The sequence below is a fragment of the Halomonas kalidii genome (genome assembly GCF_030010475.1).
Lineage (GTDB): Bacteria > Pseudomonadota > Gammaproteobacteria > Pseudomonadales > Halomonadaceae > Halomonas > Halomonas heilongjiangensis.
Map to the genome: position 1 here is coordinate 179,691 of NZ_JASCQN010000051.1, position 20,185 is coordinate 199,875.

The following is a 20,185-nucleotide window of genomic DNA, read 5'->3' on the forward strand; positions in this document are numbered from 1 at the left end:
CCGGCGGATGGCATCACGCTGTCTCGGTTTCCGGGGCTGTCATGCCCTTGGCCCAGGCCACCGTGGCGGCATGAATCTCGGGCGGATGGGCAAGCAGGGGCGATACCGCGGCGATATAGGCATCATATGCCGGCCCTTGCATGAAGGACTGGCGCGGCTCGATGCTGGGGAGCAGGTGGGTCCCCAGGCGCGCCGTACCTCGTCGCGCTTGCCGGGCAGTGCCTTGTGGGTGATGAAGAGAGTGCTCTGGTTCATGTGTGGCTCCTGAAACGCTGATAGTGAAGGCCGTAAGGCCGTCACTGTGATGACGATTCAGGCAACGGATTCGTGACATGAGCGGCATGTCTGCCGATCTCCTGCATATGTCGATCCGGCCCTCAGGCCTTCTCGGCCAGCGTCAGCAGCCGTGCTGCCTGCCGTCGTAGTTCATCGCGCAGTGCGGCGGGCTGGATGACCTCGAAGTCGAACGGCAGGCGGGCCAACTGGCGGGCGAACCAGGCGAGACTGTCGGTGCGGGCGTGCAGTGCCACACCGCCCTCCACGGGGGAGAGCATGCCGATGTTGCGGCCCAGTTCGGCGGCGGCCGTGGCCAGGTCGGTATGCAGCCGCAGCTCCACGGCGATGGCGCGGGGCAGGCTGGCGATGCTGCGGGTCAGGTGCTCGGCCGGGTCGAAGTCCGCCGGCCGGTCGAAGGTGGCATCGAGGGGCACGGCCTCGCCGATGCGGTCGAGGCGAAAGCTGCGCAGGTCGCGTCTCAGGTGGCACCAGCCGCTGACGTACCAGCGCCCGCCGCGATAGACCAGGCCATAGGGGTTGAGCACCCGCCGGGTGGATCGGTCGCGGTCGTCCCGGTAGTCGAGACGCACCCGCTGGCGTACTTGGGTGGCGGTGGCGAGCAGCCCGAGCAGGCGCTCGTCGCTCGGGGCCCTGGCCGGGGGCAGCTCCAGCCGCGTGCTCTCGCGCAGTGCCTGCGCTCGCTGCTTCAGGTCGGCGGGCATTACCCGCTCCAGCTTGGCCCGGGCACTCTCCGCCGCCGGGCTCGCCTCTGTCACCCTCAGCCCCTGGGCGGCCAGCAGCCCCAGCGAAACGGCCAGCGCCTCCTCGCCGGTGAACATCATCGGCGGCAGCTTGAAATCGGGCATCAGTCGATAGCCGCCGTGCCGCCCGCGCTCTGTGGTCACGGGGATGCCGAGCTCCTCCAGGGTGTGGATATAGCGCCGCAGGGTGCGGCGGTCCACGCCCAGCCGGTTCGCCAGATCGCCGCCGCTCAAGTGGCGGTGGGTCTGCAGCAGTTCCAGCAGGGCCAGCACGCGGGAGGTGGGGTTGGCCATTTTGGTGGATCCAATAGGGCGGATTCTGTCCTATTCAGCCACTACCTTGTTGCTACGGCCAGGGCACGACCGCCTTGGCCCGACCCGACTTCAAGGAGAATCCGATGGAACCCGTACTCTTCTATGGCGTCCCTCACGGCTGTTCGTTCGGCTCGCTCGTGGCGCTCGAGTGGCTGGGCCAGCCCTACCGCCTGTGCCGCATCGAGATGCTGGAGCAGCTGTGGGATCCGCTCTATGCCAAGGTGAATCCACTGTTCCTGACCCCGGCTCTGCTGCTGGAAGACGGCGAGGCGCTGACCGAGAGTCAGGCGATCCTGCAGCATCTGGCGGCCCGCGGTCGGGCCGCCGGGCTGGGCGTCGTGCAGGGCAGTCGCGAGTTCGACCGCCTGAGCGAGATGCTGGCCTACCTCAACACCGACTTCTTCGCGGCCTTCGGCCCACTCTGGACCCTCTACGAGAAGCAGGGGCTCGGCGGTGTGCAGCAGGAGCTGTTGCGCCAGCTGGGGCGGGAGGCCGTGGAGCAGGGCTGCGCCCATCTCGACGGCCTGCTCGCCGAGCGAGAGTGGCTGCTGGGCGAGCGGCGCAGCCTGGCCGATGCCTATCTGGCAGGGCTGATCCGCTGGGTCCGCTACCACCGATTGTTTGATCTGGAGGAGGGGTATCCGCACCTGGCCCGCCATGTGCGCAAGCTGCAGGACGACCCGGCGGTACACTTCGCGGAGGCCATCGAACGCGGCGATTGGCCGACGGGGCGGGGGCACTTCAAGGGGCATGTCACCCTGCAGGAGCTCGAGCCGCGCCTGGCCGCCTAGGCCTGGCACGCGCTGAGGCAGTCGAGTGTCGCCGGGCACGCTAGGATCGGGCGATGCCCCGGCGACTTCATCGGTTGCCCCATCACGTACAGCACTGAGGGCACCCTTGGCAGATAGGCCGACTTCGCCTGCTTTAGGAATGGTTGTGGCTACCCGGTAAGTAAGGGCTTACCGGGGCGGGATGCCTGTCACTCGGGGTCGTGTCGCTCGCGGCTGTCTACAGGCGCCTGTTCGCGTTCGTGCATGCCGTAGTCGCGCATTACCGTGGCCACGCGCAGCCGGTAGTCGTCGAACACCACCTCGCGGCCCTGGGTCTGGGCGGTGCGGTGCCGCTCGAGCTGGCGCCACTGGGTCACGGCGTCCTCATCGCGCCAGAAGGAGAGCGAGAGGATCTTGCCCGGCTGGGTCAGGCTCTCGAAGCGCTCGATGGAGATGAAGCCATCGATCCCATCGAGTAGCGGGCGCAGGCTGGCGGCGATGTCGAGGTACTGGTTGCGGCGACCGGGCTTGGGGATGACTTCGAAGATCACGGCGATCATGGGGGAATCTCCCGATTTTCATGTGGTGTGGGGCGGGCCGCGCACGCCTCGGCCCATGGATTCGGGCTGGCGATTGCCTCACCGGAAGAGTGATCAAGCGGTCGCGATTTCATCGTAGCCCCGGTTCAGAAACTGCACGAAGCAGAAGCCGTGGCCGAAGGGGTCGGCCATCAGCGCGAGCTTGCCCCAGTTGTCCGTGACGGTGGGTTGCTCCTGGGCGGCACCGGCCGCGATGGCCCGCGCCACTGCGGCATCGATATCCTCGACCACCACATCCAGGTGCACCGGCGTCCAGTGCCGGCCGTAATGGCGGTGCTGGTCGGCGTTCTTCCAGGCCGGGGTGTCGGCACACTTGGCCAACAGGTAGAGCGGCGCCGGGCCTCCGATCAGCTCGACGCCGTCGTCGCCGAGCCGGCGGCCGACCTCGAGCCCGAAGGCGGTGACGTAGAAATCGATGGCGCGCTCGAGATCGTCCACATCGAGATTGACGAGAAACTCCATGGCGACGTTCCTTTTCGCTGGTCAGACAAGATTCGTATGCCGTTCATGGTGGCAAGTGAGTAAGCACTTGCCGGGGCACGAGTCAAGGGTGGAGGATCCGAGGCGCGAGGGCCAAGAGAAAAAGGGTATTGTCTAAGCTTTGTCCGAAAAGTCGTCGAGCGATGGTCAGACAAGGCAAAAATCGGCGAAAAGACGGAGTTTACGCGGTGTAAATGAGTACTTTGAGCCGATTTTTAACGCCGTATGACCGAGCGCAGGCAGTTTTCAGACAAAGCGTAATATGATGGCCTGCTCAAGCACCCCGGCGGAGGAGATACCCGCGTGCCCGATACTCGAATCGATAGCCCGCTCACCCTGCATCTCGGGCGGGAGGAGCTGGTGATCCGGCGTCGCTACGAGACGCTCAGCATCGTCAACGATTTTCTGATTGCCATCTGGTTTCTGGCCGGCAGCATTCTGTTTCTCTATCCCAGCATGGAAAGGACCGCCGTATGGTTGTTCATCATCGGCAGTTTCCAGTTCCTGATTCGTCCCACCATTCGCCTGGCCAGCCACCTCCACCTCCAGCGAGTACCGCCGAGTCATTGGGAGAGTTGAGGGACATCACGCTTCCGGTCTCCCCGTCCGGTGCCGAGAACACCGGCGCCGCGGGTGGGATGCGACATGTCGCGGGGATGGGGCCCAGGCCGCCACGAAGGGGGCCCGCCGGACCGAAGCACGGCAGGCCCCAGCGGAGGGCACAGGCTCGTCAGGCGGTGGCGACGGGCAACTGGGCCTCCTCCCACTCCGCCTTGCCGCCCTTGTAGACGGCGACGTCGGTATAGCCCATGGCCTCGAGCTGGTTGGCCACCATGTCCGAGTTCTGGCAGGTCGCACTGGCGCAGTACACCACGATCGCGGCGTGCTTGTTCGGCAACAATTCAGGCGCCCGCTGCCTGACCTGGTCGTGGTTGATGTTGACGGCATTCGGCAGGTGCCACTGCCGGAAATACTTCTCCGGCAGCGCTTCTACCAGGATCGGGTGCTCCCGGCCTTCGAGGCGGGCGGCAAGCTCTTCACGGTTGATCGTCTTCATGTTGGTTCTCCGGGTGTCGGCGATGTGAATCCGTTGCCTCGGCAACGTGACGATCAGCGTAGGATTTGCGCATCAGCAATGAAATCGACAAAAATTGCATAGGATCATTGCAGGGTTGCAAGGCATGAACTTCGATTGGGACGATCTGCGCCTCTTCCTGGCGATCGCCCGCGCCGGCAGCCTGGCCGGGGCGTCACGCACGCTTGGCGTCAACCACTCGACGGTGTTCCGGCGGCTCAAGGCGCTGGAGGCCGGCCTGGAGGTGCGCCTGTTCGACCGCTTGCCGCAGGGCTATGTGCCCACGGCGGCGGGCGAGATGCTGCGCAAGCACGCGGAACGGGTGGAGGAGGAGACGCAGGCCATCGAGCGCGAGCTCGGGGGGCGTGACGTGAGGCTGTCGGGACGGGTCGTCGTCACCACCACCGATACCCTGGCCAATGCGTTTCTCGCGCCTGTGTTCCAGGGCTTCGTCGAGCGCTACCCGGGCATCGAGTTGGAGCTGCTGATCGTCAGTGCCTTTCTCGACCTGGCCCGACGCGAGGCGGATGTCGCCATTCGCCCGACGCAGGCGCCGCCGGAGAACCTGATCGGACGCCGGCTGGGCACCATCCGCTGGGGGGTGTACGGCGCGCGCGACTACTTGCGGGAACGTCCGGCGCTCGAGGATCCGGCGTGTCCGGAGGGACACCGTTTCGTCGGCGGCAACGAGATGATCCGCCATCTCGCCAGCAGCCGATGGCTGGACGAACGGGTGCCGCCGGAGGCCTTCGCGCTACGCACGAACAGCGTCGTCGCGGCGTTGGGGGCCGCTCGGGCCGGCGTAGGGCTCGCCGTGGTGCCGCATTACATGGCTCGCCAGGAGAGCGAGCTGGAGTGCGTGCTGGCGATCGGCCCGGAGGTCGCGACCGACCTGTGGTTGCTGGTCCATCCTGACCTGCGTCACAGTGCCCGTATCCGCGCCTTCATGGCCTTAGCGGTCGAGGCGGTCAAGCAGCGGCAGGCCGAACTGGAAGGCCGCTAACCAAGGGACTCGCCGAGCGCCAGGCCCGCGGCGGCGTGGCAACCGAGGAACGAGCCCCGCTGCCGGGTAGGCAGCTGCCTGGCCAGGCGTCACGACGCGATGTGGATTGACGCCGCGGCTGGGCATGCTATTTTCTAATGCGTAGTCGCATCCAGGCGGAACCCTTCATGACCACCTCTGCACGCTCTCCTCTTTCCACGCTGGTGGCCACGCCGGTCGCCGCCGTGGTGCGTGCCGCGACTGCTCCCCCCCTGTCATCTGTTGCCCCGCCGGTCGGTGTCTCGCCGCCGGTGGGGATCGCCGTGGCCGGTGTTTCCCCGCCGCCCGCGCCTGCCCTGGGCTGATCGCCAGCCCGCCAGGCGGCTCCAGCAGTCGATTGCCTCTCCGCAGCGCTGGCCCGATAGGGCCGCTGGAGCCTGTGCGTCTCTCGACAGGTGACTTTCCTCATGACATTCCACAACACTGCCTGGGCCGTCTACGGCTCCACGGCGCTCTTCGTGCTGCTGTGGGGCAGCGGCGCGATCTTCACCAAGTGGGGGCTCGATCACGCCTCCGCTTCCGCCTTCCTGGTGCTGCGCTTCGCCCTGGCGCTGACCGTGCTGATGGCCATCGGGCTGTACCGACGACGCTGGTTGCCCGCGCCCGGCACGCGCCTGCGCGTCGCCTGCACCGGCCTGCTGCTGATCGGTGCCTATGCGATCTGCTATTTCCTGGCCATGGAGCAAGGCATTACGCCTGGGGTATTGGCCACCTTGCTGGGAATACAGCCGATTCTTACCCTGGTGCTGCTGGAGCGACGCTTCGCGCCGATGAGAATGGCGGGGCTCTGCGTGGCGCTGATGGGGTTGGTACTGGTGGTATATCAGAGCGTCGTCCTGGTGCGCTTTTCCTTGGCAGGCGTAGGCTTCGCCTTGGGCGCGCTGGGGTGCATGACGGCAGGCGCCATCATGCAGAAACGCATCCGGCAGTCGCCCGCTGAGATCCTGCCGCTGCAGTACGTGTCGAGCCTGCTGCTGTGCCTGCCTTTTGCCGCGGCCCAGCCAGTGGTGTTCGAGCCGACCTGGGAGTTTCTGGTTCCGCTGCTCTGGCTGGCTTTGGTCATCTCGGTGGTGGCGCAGCTGCTGCTTTATCGATTGATCCAGGCCGGGAACCTGGTCAACGTCACCAGCCTGTTCTATCTGGTGCCCGCGGCCACCGCCATGATGGACTACTTGTTCCTGGGCAATGCGCTGTCCGCGCTCAGCCTGGCGGGCATGCTGGCCATCCTGCTGGGGCTGGTGCTGGTGTTCCGGCAGCCCGGGGTGCCGGAATCCGACTAGGCGTTATCCCCGCCTCGGCATGCCGAGGCGGGGGCGGGTAGTGCTCAGGTTCGGCTGATCGAGACGCCGCCATCGACCAGCATCGCCGTGCCGGTAATGAAGCTGGCATCGTCGGAAGCCAGATAGAGCGCCGCTCGAGCGATCTCTTCCGGCGTGGCCATGCGCTTGAGGGCGTGCAGGTTCTCGACGAAAGCCAATACTTCCGGCCCGGCATCGGGGGCATTGGTGATGCTTGCCGGGGTATCGGTGCCGCCGGGCAGCAGCGCGTTGGCGCGGATGCCGTTGGGTCCCAGTTCGGTGGCAAGGCACTTCACCAGGCCCAGGATGCCGGCCTTGCTTGCGCCGTAGGCCGCCATGCCCGGCATGCCGACCGTATGGCCGACGAAGCTCGAGGTGAACAGCAGGCTACCGCCACCGCGCTGCAGCAGCGCCGGTATCTGGTACTTGGCGCCCAGGAAGGCACTGGTCAGATTGGTGTCGAGCGTCTCGTGCCAGTCGCTCAGTGCCATATCGGGCACCGGCCCCATCGCACCTGTCGCCCCGGCGTTGTTGAAGGCGATATCGAGGCCACCGAAGCGCTCGAGTGCGGTGTCTACCAGGCGCTGAGCCAAGCGTTCGTCGCACACGTCTCCGCTTACAGCGACGGCAGTGCCGCCGTCGCGTGCAATGGCTTCGACCAGAGCATCCAATTCGTCCTGACGGCGGGCGCTCACTATTACGTTGGCGCCTTCGCCGGCGAATAGACGAGCGGTGGCATGACCGATTCCTGAGCTGGCCCCGGTGACGATGGCGATCTTGCCGGTAAGTCGGTTCATAGCGGTATTCTCCATGGGTGGATAAGGGGGGCGTTTGCGGCCCCATGCTTACCCTGCCGGCGTCCGGCTAAGCCCTCACTCCGCTTCTTGCCGTCAAACAACCTGGCGACTCGATGGTGCTATGCTGCAGATGTTGCGAAGCGGCGGGCTCACTTTGAAAGCAAGGGACGGAGTGTGCCCGGCGGGCCCAGGGCTCATCCTGAACTCACGGAGAACGCCGAATCCACAGCGGGAGCCCGCCATGATCGAGACATCCACCGATTCACTTGCCACCTTCGATTCCGATGAGGCGAAATGGGCGGCGGTACTGGCCCGCGATGCCGCGGCGGACGACGCTTTCGTCTATGCGGTGCGTACTACCGGGGTCTATTGTCGTCCCACCTGCGCATCGCGCCGGCCGCGGCGCGAAAATGCCGAGTTCCATGCCGATGCGGCGGCAGCCGAGCGGGCCGGCTACCGGCCGTGCCAGCGCTGTCGCCCCCAGGAGCCATCGTTGACCCAGCGGCACGCCCAGAGCGTCGCCAAGGCCTGCCGTCTCATCGAGACATCCGACGAACTCCCCTCGCTCGACGAATTGGCACAAGCCGCAGGGCTGAGTCGTTTCCACTTCCATCGTGTCTTCAAGTCGGTCACGGGGCTGACGCCCAGGGCCTACGCCGTGGCACGGCGTGCCGAACGGGTGCGGGCCGAACTGCTGGACAGCGAGACGGTGACCGAGGCGATCTATGAGGCGGGCTTCAATTCCAGCGGGCGCTTCTATGCCGGTTCCAATCGCATGCTCGGCATGACGCCGAAGCGTTACCGTTCGGGAGGGAAGGGCATGGAGATCCGCTTCGCCCTGGGCGAATGTTCGTTGGGCACGATACTGGTGGCGACCAGTGAAAAGGGCATTTGTGCCATTTCCCTAGGGAGCGATCCGGAGCGGCTGTTGCAGGAGTTCCAGGAGCGCTTCGCGAACGCCAACCTGGTCCCGGGGGGAAAGGATTTCGACGCCTGGGTGGCCCGGGTGGTGGGCTTCGTCGAGGCGCCTGGTGTTGGGCTGTCACTGCCGCTGGACATTCGTGGTACCGCTTTTCAGCAGCGGGTCTGGCATGCGCTGACCGAGATTCCCGTGGGCACCACGATCAGCTATGCAGAGTTGGCGGAGCGGATCGGCTCTCCCAAGGCGGTACGCGCCGTGGCCAGGGCCTGCGCTTCCAATACCATTGCGCTTGCCATTCCCTGCCACCGGGTCGTGCGTAGCGACGGGGCGCTCTCGGGCTATCGCTGGGGCGTGGAGAGAAAGCGCGCCTTGCTCGAGCGCGAACGTTATTCCTCCTCCAACGCCTCGGTGATGCCTGCCTGAGGCGTGCGCTCCAGGTAGGTGGAGAGCACCACATAGCTGCGCGTGGCCTTGACGCTCGGCAGGGCATAGAGCCGGGCGAGCAGGCCTTCCAGTGCGCGGCTGCTGGTGCAGCGCACCTTGAGCAGCATGCAGGCGTCGCCGGCCACCGAGTGGATCTCCTCGACTTCGGGCAGCGCCGAGAGCGCCAGTAGCTCCCTGGTCTTGCCCCAACCCGTGGAGTCGACGTGCACGAAGGCCAGGAAGGGCTTGCCCGTGGCGGGACCGTCGAGCACCGCCACCGTGCCGCGGATGCGCCCCGAGGCCCGCAGCCGTTTCACCCGTTCGTGCACGGCCGGCGCCGAGAGCCCGACACGATGGCCCAGCTCGGCGTAGCTGAGTCCGGCGTCCGCGGCGAGCTCGCCTAATATTCTTCGGTCGAAGGCATCCAGAGGGCGGGCCTCCTGGCTCTTGTCCCGAACGATTTCTGTTTTTTCAGGGTTCGGCATTCTTGCGATTGCTCCGAATGACATTCCTTTCTTCAATGTTAGTGTCGAATTTCATATGGAGCGAGCCGTGCTTACTCTTCGTGTTCTTTTACTAACCGCAGCCATTGCCGTGATCGGCGCCAACTCACTGGCGCTGAGCCCCATCGCTGCTACGGTGGCGGCATCGTTCCCGGGTCGCAGCGCTGCCGATGTGATGACGGCCGCGGCCCTCTACGGCTTGGCCACGGCTGGCAGTGCACTCTTCCTGGCCTCGATGGCCGACCGCATCGGGGCCGAGCGCGCGCTGGTGCGAGCCCTGTTGGTGTTGGCGGCGTCGTTGGTGTTGGCGGGAAGCGCGCCGTCGCTGATGATCCTGATCATCGCTCAGGCGCTTGCGGGCCTCGCGGCGGGCGTGGCGCTGCCGGCGATCTATACCTTGACGGCGCAGGTCGCCGAGAAAGGGCGTGAGAGCGAGACGCTGGGCATCGTACTGACGGGGTGGACCCTCAGCCTGGTGGTCGGAGTCGGCCTGTCGGCGCTGTTGGCCGATCTGCTGCACTGGCGCGCCGTCTTCTCGGTGCTGGCGATGGCAGGAGTCGGCCTGGCCCTGGCAATCTCCCGGCGCGAGGGCTGGGGGACGAGAATGGGGGGTGAGAAGTCGAGTTCCTCACTGACAGCCCTGCGCATCCCCGGCATTCGCTCGGTGCTGCTGAACGTCGCCGCCTTCATGACGGCCTTCTACGGCCTGTATACCTATCTCGGCCCGCATCTGGGCGAGGTCCTGCAGCTGCCCGCTTCCTTCGCGGGGCTGGCGATTGCCGTCTATGGCCTGGGCTTCGGCGTTGCCGCGCCGCTGGGGCGCTGGATCGATCGTCACGAGATGAGCACGGTGGCGTGTTTGACCTTCGCCGGCCTGATGCTCGTCTATCTGGGACTGATGACGGCGGCGGCACTCCCTCTGGTATTGCTGCTGCTCTGTCTGGCCTGGGGCGTGGGCAATCACCTGGGCCTGAACCTGCTCATGCGGCAACTCAGCGAACTCGACCCGGCGCAGCGCGGTGCCATCATGGGCCTCTATAGCGCGATCACCTATCTGTGCGTCTTCGCCGGGGCGCTGCTCTACCGGCCGATCTTCACGCACTACGGCTTTGCCGTCTGTGCCTGGGCCTCGGCGATGCTCGTGCTGCCGGCCATGGGCTGGGCGCTGGGGCAGTGGCGCAGGAAACAGGCCGCGCTGGAGTAGCGCCGGGGATCCCCTCGCTCGCGCAGATGTCCGCGCTCTGGACAAAGGACGTACCGCCGCTCCTGGAGCGGCGGTTCGTTCGTGAGCAGATTTCCAGTTCCCCTCAGCCGAACAGCCAGGGATCGAGTAGTCCGCTCGGGTAGGTCAGGGTCAGCACTTTCGCCATGCTTACCAGGAAGACCGCCACCCCGGCAGACATGCCGATGGTCACCCAGGGCTTGAGACGCGCGATGATCATCAGAAAGGCCAGGCAGAACAGCGTTGCGGTGGTGATGAAGCCGAGCGTCAGGATCGTGCCGACCAGGACGAAGAAGCCTACCAGCCAGACGACTTGTTGACCGAGGGGGTGGCGTTGCCACGTCGGCCGATGAATCAGGCTGCGCAGGATTTCCAGTAGACAGGCGATGCCCATGATCGCAAGGGCCAGGCGTGGCATGAGGCCGCCGAGCAGGCTGAGGTCGGCGAGGTTGAACCAGCCAAAGATGGCCGTTCCCACCAGGGCGACGAAGAGTACCAGGTCGATGGCGCCCATCGGGACAGGGGGCTTGGGGCTTTCTGGAGCCGCTTCCTCGGGATCGACCGACCGGAGCTTGCGCCACAGCGGACGCAGCATGGGCATGAGCAGGGCGGCGAGGATCAAGGCGCCGATGATCAGCACACCTGGGCGCAGGAAGGCATCGCTGCCCTGGAACTGTACGGCCTGATAGAAGTAGGCTTCAGCGCCAGGGGCCAGGACGAAGCCGATCAGGAAAGCGGGACGTGACCAGCCGGCCTGCTTGAACAGGACACCGAGGAGCCCGACCGCACCAAGGGCCAGCAGGTCTCCCGGGGAGCGCGTGGCCTGGAAGGCCGCGAACATGATCAGTACCGTGATCAGGGGCGCCAGAATGACGAAGGGCACACGGGTCAGACTGGCGACCGGTCGGGCCAGGCCCAGGCAGAGCGCCGCACCGAGGATGTTGGCCAGGGCCAGCGACCAGATGATGGTGTAGGTCAGGTCGAGATTGGTCTCGATCATGCTGACACCGGGCTGCAGGCCGAGCAGCAGCAGGCCACCGAGAAAGACGGCGGCGGTGCCCGAGCCAGGCACGCCGAACAGCAGGGTGGGCACCATGGCGCCACAGGCGCAGGCATTGTTGGCGGATTCCGGTGCGATGACGCCGCGGATGTCGCCCTGGCCAAACTGGGACTTGTCCTTGGCGCTCTGCACGGCATGGCCATAGGTCATCCAGTCCACCACCGAGCCGGCGAGGCCAGGAATCGTGCCCAGCAGGCTACCGATGCCCGCACAGCGCGCCACTAATCCACGATGCTGGCCGACATCCTTGATGCCTTGCCGCCAGCCCTTACCGAGCCGAGCGGGCTCCCCGGCGATGGCGCCGCGCTTGACCAGCAGATCGATGATCTCGGGGAGTGCGAAGATCCCCAGGCCGATGACCACCAGCGGTATGCCATCGTAGAGATAGTCGATATCGAAGTTGAGACGGAACTCTCCGGTGGCGGGCGCCATGCCGATGGTCCCGACCAGCAGGCCGAGGCCGCAGGCGGCGAGTCCCTTGAGAAGGTCGCGTCCGGAGAGTACCGCTACCATCGACAGCCCGAGCAGGGTCAGCATGAAGAGCTCGGAGGAGGAGAACGACAGCACCACCGGCCGGGCGATCAGAATGAATCCCGTCAGCACGGCGGCGCCGATCAGTCCGCCGATCATCGAGGCGAGGAAGGCACTGGACAGGGCCCGTGCGGCCTGGCCGCGCTTGGCCAGGGAGAAGCCGTCGATGACGGTGGCCTGGGAGGCGCTGGAGCCGGGAATGCCCAGCAGCACCGAGGCGAAGGTATCGCCAGTGGGTATCACGGCAACCAGGCCCATCAGCATGCCGAGGGCTACGCTCGGTTCCATGCCGTAGAGGAAGGGCAGCAGCAACGCCATTCCCGCGATGCCACCGAGGCCGGGAATGATCCCGACCACCAGACCGACCAGCACGCCAAGGACCATGTAGAGCAGATGATGCAGGGTGAACAGCTGCCCCAGACTGGAGAGAAGGATATCGAACATGAATGCGGCTCTCGTGTTATTCGATGAGGGGAGCCCGGGGCATTGGCCTAAACCCTGGGGCCCAAGGACCAATGCCCGATGTCACGCGTCAGATACTGGCGCCGTGCTTCGATGACAACCAGTCCACCAGCCACTCGCGGGTAGCGTCATCCAGGGACATGGCGTCCTCGAGATGTTGCTGGACGGTATCGCCAACGATCGGGGTGTAGGGACCCAGTTGGGCGTCGGCCTCCTGCTTGAACTCCTCGGTGTCGATGAACTTGAGGGCCGCTTCCCGGTAGGTCTCGACGAGTGCCTCGGGCGTGTCATTGGGCACCATGATCAACTTCTGGAGCGTGAAGCCCGAGGCGAAGAACTTCTCGTAGGCGTCGTTGGCGGTACCGCTCGGGGCCTCGCCATGCACCTCTTCATAAACCTCGCTAAAGGTGGGAAGGTCGGGAAAGGCTGGGTCGCGCACGATCTCCCCGGCGTCATTCATCACGCCGAGCGAGAAGAGCGGGACGGCGCGGCCCGACTCCACCAGGGGGGCCACACTACTCAGATAGGCGGATGTGGTCTGGAAATCGATGTCCGCTTCGCCACGCTCGAAGGCCAAGCGGCCTTCGCCGCGGCTCTGCATGCCGGAGACGGCCTGAACCTCGACACCCAGCATGTCAAGGGCGATCAGGACCGGCAGCTCGAGTCCGGTATGGCTCTGGACCGCCAGCTTGACCGGCTGTTCCAGCAGGCTGGCAAGCGCGCTCTCGCTGTCCTCACCCAGGCTGGCCTGGGCGTAGACGACGCCACCGGTTGGGGTCGCCAGGATCGGTGTCCAGGCGGAGTAGTCGTAGCGTACCCGCTTGTCTCCCAGCATGGCGGGATACTGGGTCGAAGCGGAGGCGCCCAGCCAATCGCTACCGTCGCTTTTGGCGCGCATGGCAAAGAGGTTGGAGCCGTTGATGGAGCCACCACCCGGCACGTTGTCGATCATGATGTTGGGCTGGCCGGGAATGTGCTCGCTCAGCCAGGGCGCGAAGAATCGGGCCCAGACATCGGTACCACCACCGACGCCAAAGGGAACGGTCCACTTGATGGTTCCTGGCACATCCACGTTCTGTGCCTGTACGGATGCGGAGGCCGTCAGACCGAGCCCGGCGATTGCCAGGCCAAGGGCGGCGACTTTTTTCAGGCGACCGAGCGAAGTGCGAGCTGTCGTGGTCTTGTGGAGGGTCATGGCATGCTCCTGGTTGTTGTCGTTAGCGGGTGGCAAGACACCCGAGGGTAGCGATGATCAATTGGCCTGCAATGCAGGCATTGTCTCACCGGGTGGCGTGGAAGCGGTGTAGAAGATCGTGCCACTCATGATCTTCCTGGCGGTACGAACCAGTGACACGCGCGCGATATCGCAGGCATTGCCTTGGCGGTGCTCGACGTCGAGGTCGATGAAGCCGGACGGATGCGCCAGTCTCACCTGCGCCAGGCACTCTCCCGCGGATATGCGCCCGCTTTCCACTGCGATGCGGTGGGCGATGGTACCGGGAACACTGACCGCTGAGGCGACGGCAATGGCACCCGTGACGGCGATGGCCTTGTGGCAGCGGTGGGGTACGAAGTACCGCGTGCACAGGGTGATGGCGCTGTCACGCGCTGCGGAGACCAGCACCGGCTTGGGCAAGACACTGTTGCTGACGTCGCCCAGTCCCATGCTCCGTCCTGCCTTACGGCGAATGCTTTCGAGACGCTCTAGAAGGGCGCTATGGCCGTCCAGTTCGGCGGGGGACTCATCGCCGCTCAGGCCGAGGTCCGTAGCGTCGAGCATGATGATCGGCGTCGCAGCGTCGAGACAGGTGACATCGACACCTTCGATCGAGTCGCACGCCTTTCCGGTCGGCAGCAACGCGCCGGTCTTGGCGCCAACGATATCCAGGAAGCTGAGTTGAATGCCGGCGGCACTTCCGGGCACGCCGCTGATGGACGTATTGCCCTCATAGCTGACCTGGCGGCCCGGCGTTGGTACGTGACATTCAATCAGGCGCTGGGTGTTGAGGTTGCGCACCCGCACGACGGTCTTGCCGTCCTGGGGTTCCACCAGGCCCGTCTCGATCGCATAGGGGCCGACCGCCGAGAGCATGTTGCCGCAGTTCGGGGTGAAGTCGACACGTCGATTGAGGATATCGACCTGGGCAAACAGGTAATCGACATCGGCGTTGGCATGGGAAGAGCGCTCCACGATGGCAATCTTGCTGGTCAGGGGGTCCCCACCGCCGATGCCATCGATCTGCAGGGCGTGGCCCGAGCCCATCAGGCTAAGCAGGATCTCGGCTTGGGCGTCCTGGCCGCTGGGAAGGTCGCTCATGCGCAGGAAGGGGCCTCGGGAGGTGCCGCCGCGCATGATCATGCAGGGAATGCTGTTTATCATCGTCATGCCACATCGCGTTTGGAAGTCGTGATGTGAGCATGTCAGTGGACAACTGATGCTTCAAATGCAAATAAATGGCGTGATTGATTCGTATATCGGATTAATGTGCTATGCTTATCAATGTCTATCACGTCATGCACGAGTGCATCCATGCTACATCGCCTGGAATTCCTTGATCTTCAAGCTTTTATACTGGTCGCAGAGCTGGGTTCATTCCATGAGGCTGCGCAACGTCTCCATCTTTCTCAGCCGGCTCTATCGCGACGCATTCAGAAGCTCGAGGAGCTTTTGGAAATCGAGTTGCTTGAACGAACCACTCGAAGGACACAGCTGACGCCTATCGGGGCGGATTTCCTGCCACGTGCCAGGCGTATGATCGAGGAATACGAGTCGTCGATTCTGAACATACGAGAGCTGGCGACGCACCAGAAGGGCACTGTCACGATCGCCTGCCTGCCCACCGCCGCTTTTTACTTCCTGCCAAGCGTGATTCGTGGTTTCAGCGAGGCTTGGCCGGGTATCCGCATCCGCATCCTCGACGTCAGCGCCAACGAGGGACTGCAGCGGGTCATCAATGGCGAGGCCGACTTCGGCATCAACATGTTCAGCGCACAAAGCCCGGAGGTTTCCTTTACACCACTATTACGAGATCCCTTCGTACTGGCTCTGAGATCCGACCATCCGTTGGCGGCAAAGGAGAGTATCGAATGGGCGGATCTCGAGCAGGTCAGATTGATTACCGTCAGTCGCGATAGTGGAAATCGTACCTTACTGGACAATGCACTTTCTCCCGAAGGCATCCGGCTGAACAGCTTTTACGAAGTTCAACACCTTTCCACCTCACTTGGCTTGGTCGAATCCGGGTTGGGCGTGGCGATCTTGCCCAAGATGACGATGCCCGGCCCGGACCATGACACGCTCTGCGCACGTGAGCTTCCCGAACCCCGCATACAGCGAACCATTGGCCTGGTCAGAAGTAGTTCGCACAGTATCTCCAGTACAGCCCAGTTGTTTATCGATATGCTTCTCGAGCATTGGGGAAATTCCATGCACTCCTGAAACAAGACCGTTATCGGCCTCAATATAGCGCTGGCTTTTAGACAGCTTGTGCTTGTGCTGGCGATGGCAATATGTTGACGTTGTTCGTTTATCCGGATGAGACGGAGGAAGATAAATAAACCACCATTCTGAGATGCCGGTACTCGTCTACCAGCAGCGTGGCATGTTCGTACTCTCTCGGGTTCGATGCGGTATCGAGAATCGTGCCGATACCGTAGCGGTACCCCTCATGATTGGGTTGCTCCCACCAACGGCGAAAGTCCGGCGATCGCTTGGCAAGCGCTTCGATCAGCTCCTGCATGGCCAGGTCCTCGGGGGGCGGCTGCCAGGTCGCAGCGAAACTGGGCGAGCAGGCGGTGGTCTCCATCATCAGCCTGCGCCATGTCGGCGCGCTAGGTGGGGAAGTCCATGGGCCATCGGTAGAGAAAGGCGAGCCCTGCTAGCTCTGTCAGGCCCGGTTCCAGTTCAGCGAGTCAGGGCTCCATATCGACGAAACCCTCGCCGCGTTCGAAGCGAGCAATCTGCCCTGCGGCGAATTCGGCCGTCTTGCGAGTGCTGTGGTTGACGTCGGGCACGAGGTAGAAATTCCAGTGGAACGGCACGTCAAGCCGGTGGGCCTGCTCTTCCGCAGTTTCGAAGTAATTGACGGCGCGTTCTACGCGGTTCGCACCTAGGGCCATCGCTCTTGAGGAGTTTGCAAGCTTGGAGTGATTGGGGTTGTCGTCATTCTCACCCACCATGATCAGCACCGGCATGGCGAAATAGTCGGCCAGATCCGCCGTCTCCACATCCAGGGGATCATCCTTTAATCCAAAGTGCCATGGCATGTCGTCATCTGGAAACGTCCATACGCCTGGTGCGCTGCATACCAATGCTTCTACCTTGTTGGTGATGTCGAAGGTCAGTAGTCGATGAGCCACTTGGCAGCCGGCACTATGACCGAAAAGGTAGTACTCCTCTCGGGTCGAGCCCAGCGTCTCCGCCACTTCCTCGAATAGTGGCTCGATAACGCTGTATGACCACTCCTCCGGGGGGTTGAGCCGCTGGGTTTTTCTGTCGACCAGGTTTCCCCGGTTGTAGCTCCTTGCTCCGGGATAATCCTCCTTGTCGAAGTGCGGCACGACGATGATGAAGCCGTATTCGTCGGCCTTAGTGGCCCATATATCGCGATTAAGAACGGCATTGCGTGAGCTACCGGTCATCACCATCACGATGGGTGATGCCGAATCTACGTTGTCCGGTAGATAGGTATAGACCTCGAGTCGCTGATCGCTGCTCGGCAGGGAATACCAGAAACGTCCCTTGCCCTCCGACAAAGTGAACGCGGAGGCTGAGGGCGTGGCGACGAGAAGCGAAAAACATAGCGCAACAGAGGAGAGAGACGTGGAAACTCGGTTGAGCATAAGGGGCCCTAGGAAAACAGAATCGAATGCATAATAATGCTCGTGGAAAGTAGGAGTCAAATTGCCGGGTCCGCGCCCGGCACCCTTGCCGCCAGCGGGGGGACAGCGTCATGCGCGGCGGGGGTTACTCGCTCTTGATGTGCATGACGAATGGCCAGGTCGTGAAGGTGAAATCCTGATCCGCGACCTGCTGGTGGCACTCGAAGCAGGAATCCATGCTCCTGTCCTGTCGGGTGCCGTCGGGCTGGAACCAGGCGTACTCCCATTCGCCATTGCGCTTCTCTTCGGGATACTCCTCTCCCCAGCCTTGCTCCTTCTGCTGCACGAACACGTTGCTGATCTCATCCGTGGGGATGAAACGTCCGCTTGCGTCATGTGTCGGCTCACCGTTGTTCGCCAGTTCGGCCTTGTGGTCCTCCATGACCACGATGGTGCCGTGCGGCAATGGTTCGTTCGGCTGCGCTGCAGCCAAAGCATCGGCATTGACGTACATGAAGCGCACGATGGGCGGATCGCGCTCCGGTTTGTCCACCGTGGTGTAGCGCACGAAGGTGCTGGCGTAGTTTTCCGGAAACTCGATGTTCTCTGGTCCGGCCAAGGCAGTCCCGGCCATCAATAGCGTGACGGTTGCTGCGAGACTCAGCCGGCATAGGCGTTTCTGTTGAGGCATGAGACGCCCCTCCAGGTGGTGAACGGAACAGAACCGTTGCTCCGAGGGTGCTGCGAGTTAATTCAGGCTTAGGGCAGGGGCTTTCGGTTGTCAATCGTTCCGTCACTTGGGTTGGGGATCCCGCGAGCGTTGGCTTTCTTCCGGTGTTTCGAGAATACGACGAATCTCCTCGACCTCCAGGGTTTCATACTGCTCCAGGGCGCTGGCAAGGGCATCCAGGCGGTCACGGTTCTGCTCGAGCAACTCGCGGCCATGGGACTCGATCTCCGTCAGCAGCCGGCGAACCTCGTCGTCGATCATGGCGGCCGTGGCGTCACTGTGTTCGCGCCCCTGGGCGAGTTCCTTGCCGAGGAAGACATGCTCCTGACTCTGGGGGAAGGCGGCGGGCCCGATGCGTTCGTTCATGCCCCAGTGCGCCACCATGCGCCTGGCGAGTTGGGTCGCTTGCTGAAGATCGTTCTCCGCGCCACTGCTGACTTCGCCAAAGACGATGGATTCGGCCAGGCGACCGCCGAACATCACGGTGATGCGATCTCGCAGGTAGGATTCGTTGTAGTTGTAGCGCTCTTCCTCGGGAACCTGAGCGGTCACTCCCAATGCTTGTCCGCGCGGGATGACCGTGACTTTCTCCAGCGGGTCTGCATTGGGTAGCAGGTAGGCCAATAGCGCGTGGCCGGACTCGTGATAGGCCACGATATGTCGTTCTCGCTCGGAAAGTGCGGCTTCCCGTACTTCGCCGAGCAAAATGCGGTCGCGTGCATCGGCGAAACAGGCCCAGTCGACCTCTTGTTGTTCGCGACGCCCGGCGAACAGAGCGGCCTCGTTCGCCAGGTTGGCAAGGTCGGCACCGGAAAAACCAGTGGTTATTTGGGCCAAACGCTCCAGAGAGACGTCTTCGGCCAAGGGAATATTCTTCGTATGGACCTGGAGGATCGCATGACGCGCCTCCCTGTGCGGACGTTCCATGGTGATCTTGCGGTCGAAGCGACCGGGACGCAGCAATGCCGGGTCGAGGACGTCGGGGCGGTTGGTGGCGGCTAGCACCACCACCGATTCTTCTACCTCGAAGCCATCCATTTCGGAGAGGATCTGGTTCAGCGTCTGCTCGCGCTCGTCGTGACCGCCGCCCATGCCGGCGCCGCGGGTGCGGCCCACGGAGTCGAGTTCATCGATGAAGATTACCGAGGGGGCTGCTTCCTTGGCCTGCTTGAAGAGATCGCGTACCCGGGAAGCGCCGACACCGACAAACATCTCGATGAACTCGGATCCGCTAATACTGAAGAACGGCACATTGGCCTCACCGGCCACGGCACGTGCCATCAAGGTCTTGCCGATGCCTGGCGGCCCCATCATCAGGATGCCGCGTGGGATCTTGGCGCCGAGTTGGCGGAAGCGTTCGGGATTCTTGAGAAATTCCACCACTTCGGTGATTTCCCGTTTGACGTTGTCCGAGCCGGCCACGTCACTCATGCGGACGTGGCTGTCTTCACGTTGGATCCTCTTGGCCTTCGACTGGCCGATGCCGAAAAGCCCGCCTCCGGACATCGCCTTTTGCTGCATGCGATACCAGAACCAGAACAGCAGACCGAGGATCAGGATCAAAGGGAGCATTCCTGCCAGGATCCGCTGCCACCAGGGGGGCTCGGTCGACAGGGCGGTGATGTTGACCCCATGTTGCTCGAGCCGGTCGAGAAGCGGTTGGGCATCGGTATCCGGGCGTACGGTCTCGAATGCCTGAGCATCACCGACATCCAGGTTCCTGCGGCCATCGTCGGTCAAGGTGCCATCGACCTGCTGACCATGCAGGGTAACCTCACTTACGTAGCCCTCTTCCACGGCTTCCACGAATTCGGAGTAAGTGAGTTTGGCCTGTGTTGGCTGTTGCTGGGAGTCGAGATAGTAGAAGAGGAGCACGATCCCCAGCGACAGCCACACGAACAGCAGCCACTGTTGCCGGAATCTGTTCCGAAACTCCTCGTTCAAGCCCGGCGGGCCATTACCTTGCCCTGTTTGGCCTTGCCGCTTCTCCGGCCGCCTATCGTTCCACTGTGTCATGGACTCTCCATAGGCAATCAAGCTCTACTTTGACCATGGTTCCGTCAGTGAGGTTTTACAAGGCGATTGATTGGACCAAGCT

At 63.6% G+C, this 20,185-nt stretch carries 22 protein-coding genes; 8 read left to right on the plus strand and 14 right to left on the minus strand.

The window, feature by feature from the left end; translation table 11 throughout:
- Positions 1-13: 13 nt before the first annotated feature.
- Together QLQ85_RS17460 and QLQ85_RS17465 are read right to left on the minus strand one after the other, a co-directional pair.
- Positions 14-343, minus strand: coding sequence for a hypothetical protein (locus QLQ85_RS17460; protein WP_282740166.1), 330 nt, complete (start codon positions 341-343; stop codon positions 14-16).
- Between the two features lie 34 nt (positions 344-377).
- Positions 378-1,331 carry a helix-turn-helix transcriptional regulator gene (locus tag QLQ85_RS17465; protein WP_282740167.1) on the minus strand — a complete coding sequence of 318 codons (954 nt, stop codon included), beginning with the start codon at positions 1,329-1,331 and terminating at the stop codon, positions 378-380.
- A gap of 104 nt (positions 1,332-1,435) precedes the next feature.
- On the opposite strand from QLQ85_RS17465, the gene QLQ85_RS17470 reads away from it, so the two are divergent.
- On the plus strand, positions 1,436-2,143 hold the full coding sequence (locus QLQ85_RS17470; RefSeq protein WP_282740168.1) for a glutathione S-transferase family protein: 708 nt from the start codon (positions 1,436-1,438) through the stop codon (positions 2,141-2,143).
- Between the two features lie 188 nt (positions 2,144-2,331).
- Here QLQ85_RS17470 and QLQ85_RS17475 read toward each other — a convergent pair whose 3' ends face one another.
- Together QLQ85_RS17475 and QLQ85_RS17480 are read right to left on the minus strand one after the other, a co-directional pair.
- Positions 2,332-2,682, minus strand: coding sequence for an antibiotic biosynthesis monooxygenase family protein (locus tag QLQ85_RS17475; RefSeq protein ID WP_282740169.1), 351 nt, complete (start codon positions 2,680-2,682; stop codon positions 2,332-2,334).
- 93 nt (positions 2,683-2,775) lie between these two features.
- Positions 2,776-3,183 carry a VOC family protein gene (locus QLQ85_RS17480; RefSeq protein ID WP_282740170.1) on the minus strand — a complete coding sequence of 136 codons (408 nt, stop codon included), beginning with the start codon at positions 3,181-3,183 and terminating at the stop codon, positions 2,776-2,778.
- 321 nt (positions 3,184-3,504) lie between these two features.
- On the opposite strand from QLQ85_RS17480, the gene QLQ85_RS17485 reads away from it, so the two are divergent.
- Positions 3,505-3,780, plus strand: a complete 276-nt coding sequence (locus tag QLQ85_RS17485; protein WP_282740171.1) for a YrhK family protein — start codon at positions 3,505-3,507, stop codon at positions 3,778-3,780.
- 151 nt (positions 3,781-3,931) lie between these two features.
- Here the strand turns inward: QLQ85_RS17485 and QLQ85_RS17490 are convergent, their stop codons facing one another.
- A complete protein-coding gene (locus QLQ85_RS17490) occupies positions 3,932-4,258 on the minus strand; it encodes a rhodanese-like domain-containing protein (RefSeq protein WP_282740172.1) in 327 nt (108 codons plus the stop codon).
- Between the two features lie 124 nt (positions 4,259-4,382).
- Between QLQ85_RS17490 and QLQ85_RS17495 the strand changes: the two genes are divergently transcribed.
- The 3 genes from QLQ85_RS17495 (at position 4,383) to QLQ85_RS17505 (ending at position 6,598) form a co-directional block, all read left to right on the plus strand.
- The gene (locus QLQ85_RS17495) at positions 4,383-5,279 is read left to right on the plus strand and encodes a LysR family transcriptional regulator (protein WP_282740173.1); all 897 of its coding nucleotides are present in this window, start codon (positions 4,383-4,385) and stop codon (positions 5,277-5,279) included.
- Between the two features lie 167 nt (positions 5,280-5,446).
- The gene (locus tag QLQ85_RS17500; RefSeq protein WP_282740175.1) at positions 5,447-5,623 is read left to right on the plus strand and encodes a hypothetical protein; all 177 of its coding nucleotides are present in this window, start codon (positions 5,447-5,449) and stop codon (positions 5,621-5,623) included.
- A 102-nt stretch (positions 5,624-5,725) separates the two neighbouring features.
- Positions 5,726-6,598, plus strand: a complete 873-nt coding sequence (locus tag QLQ85_RS17505; RefSeq protein ID WP_282740177.1) for a DMT family transporter — start codon at positions 5,726-5,728, stop codon at positions 6,596-6,598.
- Between the two features lie 44 nt (positions 6,599-6,642).
- Here QLQ85_RS17505 and QLQ85_RS17510 read toward each other — a convergent pair whose 3' ends face one another.
- The gene (locus QLQ85_RS17510; RefSeq protein WP_282740178.1) at positions 6,643-7,413 is read right to left on the minus strand and encodes an SDR family oxidoreductase; all 771 of its coding nucleotides are present in this window, start codon (positions 7,411-7,413) and stop codon (positions 6,643-6,645) included.
- Between the two features lie 241 nt (positions 7,414-7,654).
- Between QLQ85_RS17510 and ada the strand changes: the two genes are divergently transcribed.
- The gene (gene ada, locus QLQ85_RS17515) at positions 7,655-8,758 is read left to right on the plus strand and encodes a bifunctional DNA-binding transcriptional regulator/O6-methylguanine-DNA methyltransferase Ada (RefSeq protein WP_282740179.1); all 1,104 of its coding nucleotides are present in this window, start codon (positions 7,655-7,657) and stop codon (positions 8,756-8,758) included.
- Here the strand turns inward: ada and QLQ85_RS17520 are convergent.
- Positions 8,722-9,243 carry an Lrp/AsnC family transcriptional regulator gene (locus QLQ85_RS17520; protein WP_282740180.1) on the minus strand — a complete coding sequence of 174 codons (522 nt, stop codon included), beginning with the start codon at positions 9,241-9,243 and terminating at the stop codon, positions 8,722-8,724. The two genes, ada and QLQ85_RS17520, sit on opposite strands and share 37 nt — an antisense overlap.
- 67 nt (positions 9,244-9,310) lie before the next feature.
- Here QLQ85_RS17520 and QLQ85_RS17525 point away from each other — a divergent pair, with 67 nt between their 5' ends.
- Positions 9,311-10,465 carry an MFS transporter gene (locus QLQ85_RS17525; protein WP_282740181.1) on the plus strand — a complete coding sequence of 385 codons (1,155 nt, stop codon included), beginning with the start codon at positions 9,311-9,313 and terminating at the stop codon, positions 10,463-10,465.
- Positions 10,466-10,568: 103 nt separating this feature from the next.
- Here the strand turns inward: QLQ85_RS17525 and QLQ85_RS17530 are convergent, their stop codons facing one another.
- The 3 genes from QLQ85_RS17530 to QLQ85_RS17540 form a co-directional block, all read right to left on the minus strand.
- Entirely contained in the window at positions 10,569-12,518 is a 1,950-nt protein-coding gene (locus QLQ85_RS17530; RefSeq protein WP_282740183.1) for a tripartite tricarboxylate transporter permease, read from the minus strand.
- A gap of 88 nt (positions 12,519-12,606) precedes the next feature.
- On the minus strand, positions 12,607-13,731 hold the full coding sequence (locus QLQ85_RS17535) for a Bug family tripartite tricarboxylate transporter substrate binding protein (protein WP_282740184.1): 1,125 nt from the start codon (positions 13,729-13,731) through the stop codon (positions 12,607-12,609).
- 57 nt (positions 13,732-13,788) lie between these two features.
- Complete coding sequence (locus QLQ85_RS17540) at positions 13,789-14,922, minus strand: 4-oxalomesaconate tautomerase (RefSeq protein ID WP_282740185.1); 1,134 nt, start codon at positions 14,920-14,922, stop codon at positions 13,789-13,791.
- Positions 14,923-15,066: 144 nt separating this feature from the next.
- On the opposite strand from QLQ85_RS17540, the gene QLQ85_RS17545 reads away from it, so the two are divergent.
- Positions 15,067-15,975: a LysR family transcriptional regulator gene (locus QLQ85_RS17545; protein WP_282740186.1), complete on the plus strand. Its 909-nt coding sequence runs from the start codon at positions 15,067-15,069 to the stop codon at positions 15,973-15,975.
- Positions 15,976-16,063: 88 nt separating this feature from the next.
- On the opposite strand, the gene QLQ85_RS17550 is transcribed toward QLQ85_RS17545, so the two are convergent.
- The 4 genes from QLQ85_RS17550 to ftsH form a co-directional block, all read right to left on the minus strand.
- Entirely contained in the window at positions 16,064-16,345 is a 282-nt protein-coding gene (locus tag QLQ85_RS17550; RefSeq protein WP_282740187.1) for an MmyB family transcriptional regulator, read from the minus strand.
- A gap of 103 nt (positions 16,346-16,448) precedes the next feature.
- Complete coding sequence (locus QLQ85_RS17555; RefSeq protein ID WP_282740188.1) at positions 16,449-17,378, minus strand: hypothetical protein; 930 nt, start codon at positions 17,376-17,378, stop codon at positions 16,449-16,451.
- A 124-nt stretch (positions 17,379-17,502) separates the two neighbouring features.
- Complete coding sequence (locus tag QLQ85_RS17560; RefSeq protein ID WP_282740189.1) at positions 17,503-18,048, minus strand: cytochrome P460 family protein; 546 nt, start codon at positions 18,046-18,048, stop codon at positions 17,503-17,505.
- Positions 18,049-18,150: 102 nt separating this feature from the next.
- Positions 18,151-20,103 carry an ATP-dependent zinc metalloprotease FtsH gene (ftsH, locus tag QLQ85_RS17565; RefSeq protein WP_282740190.1) on the minus strand — a complete coding sequence of 651 codons (1,953 nt, stop codon included), beginning with the start codon at positions 20,101-20,103 and terminating at the stop codon, positions 18,151-18,153.
- Positions 20,104-20,185: the final 82 nt, after the last annotated feature.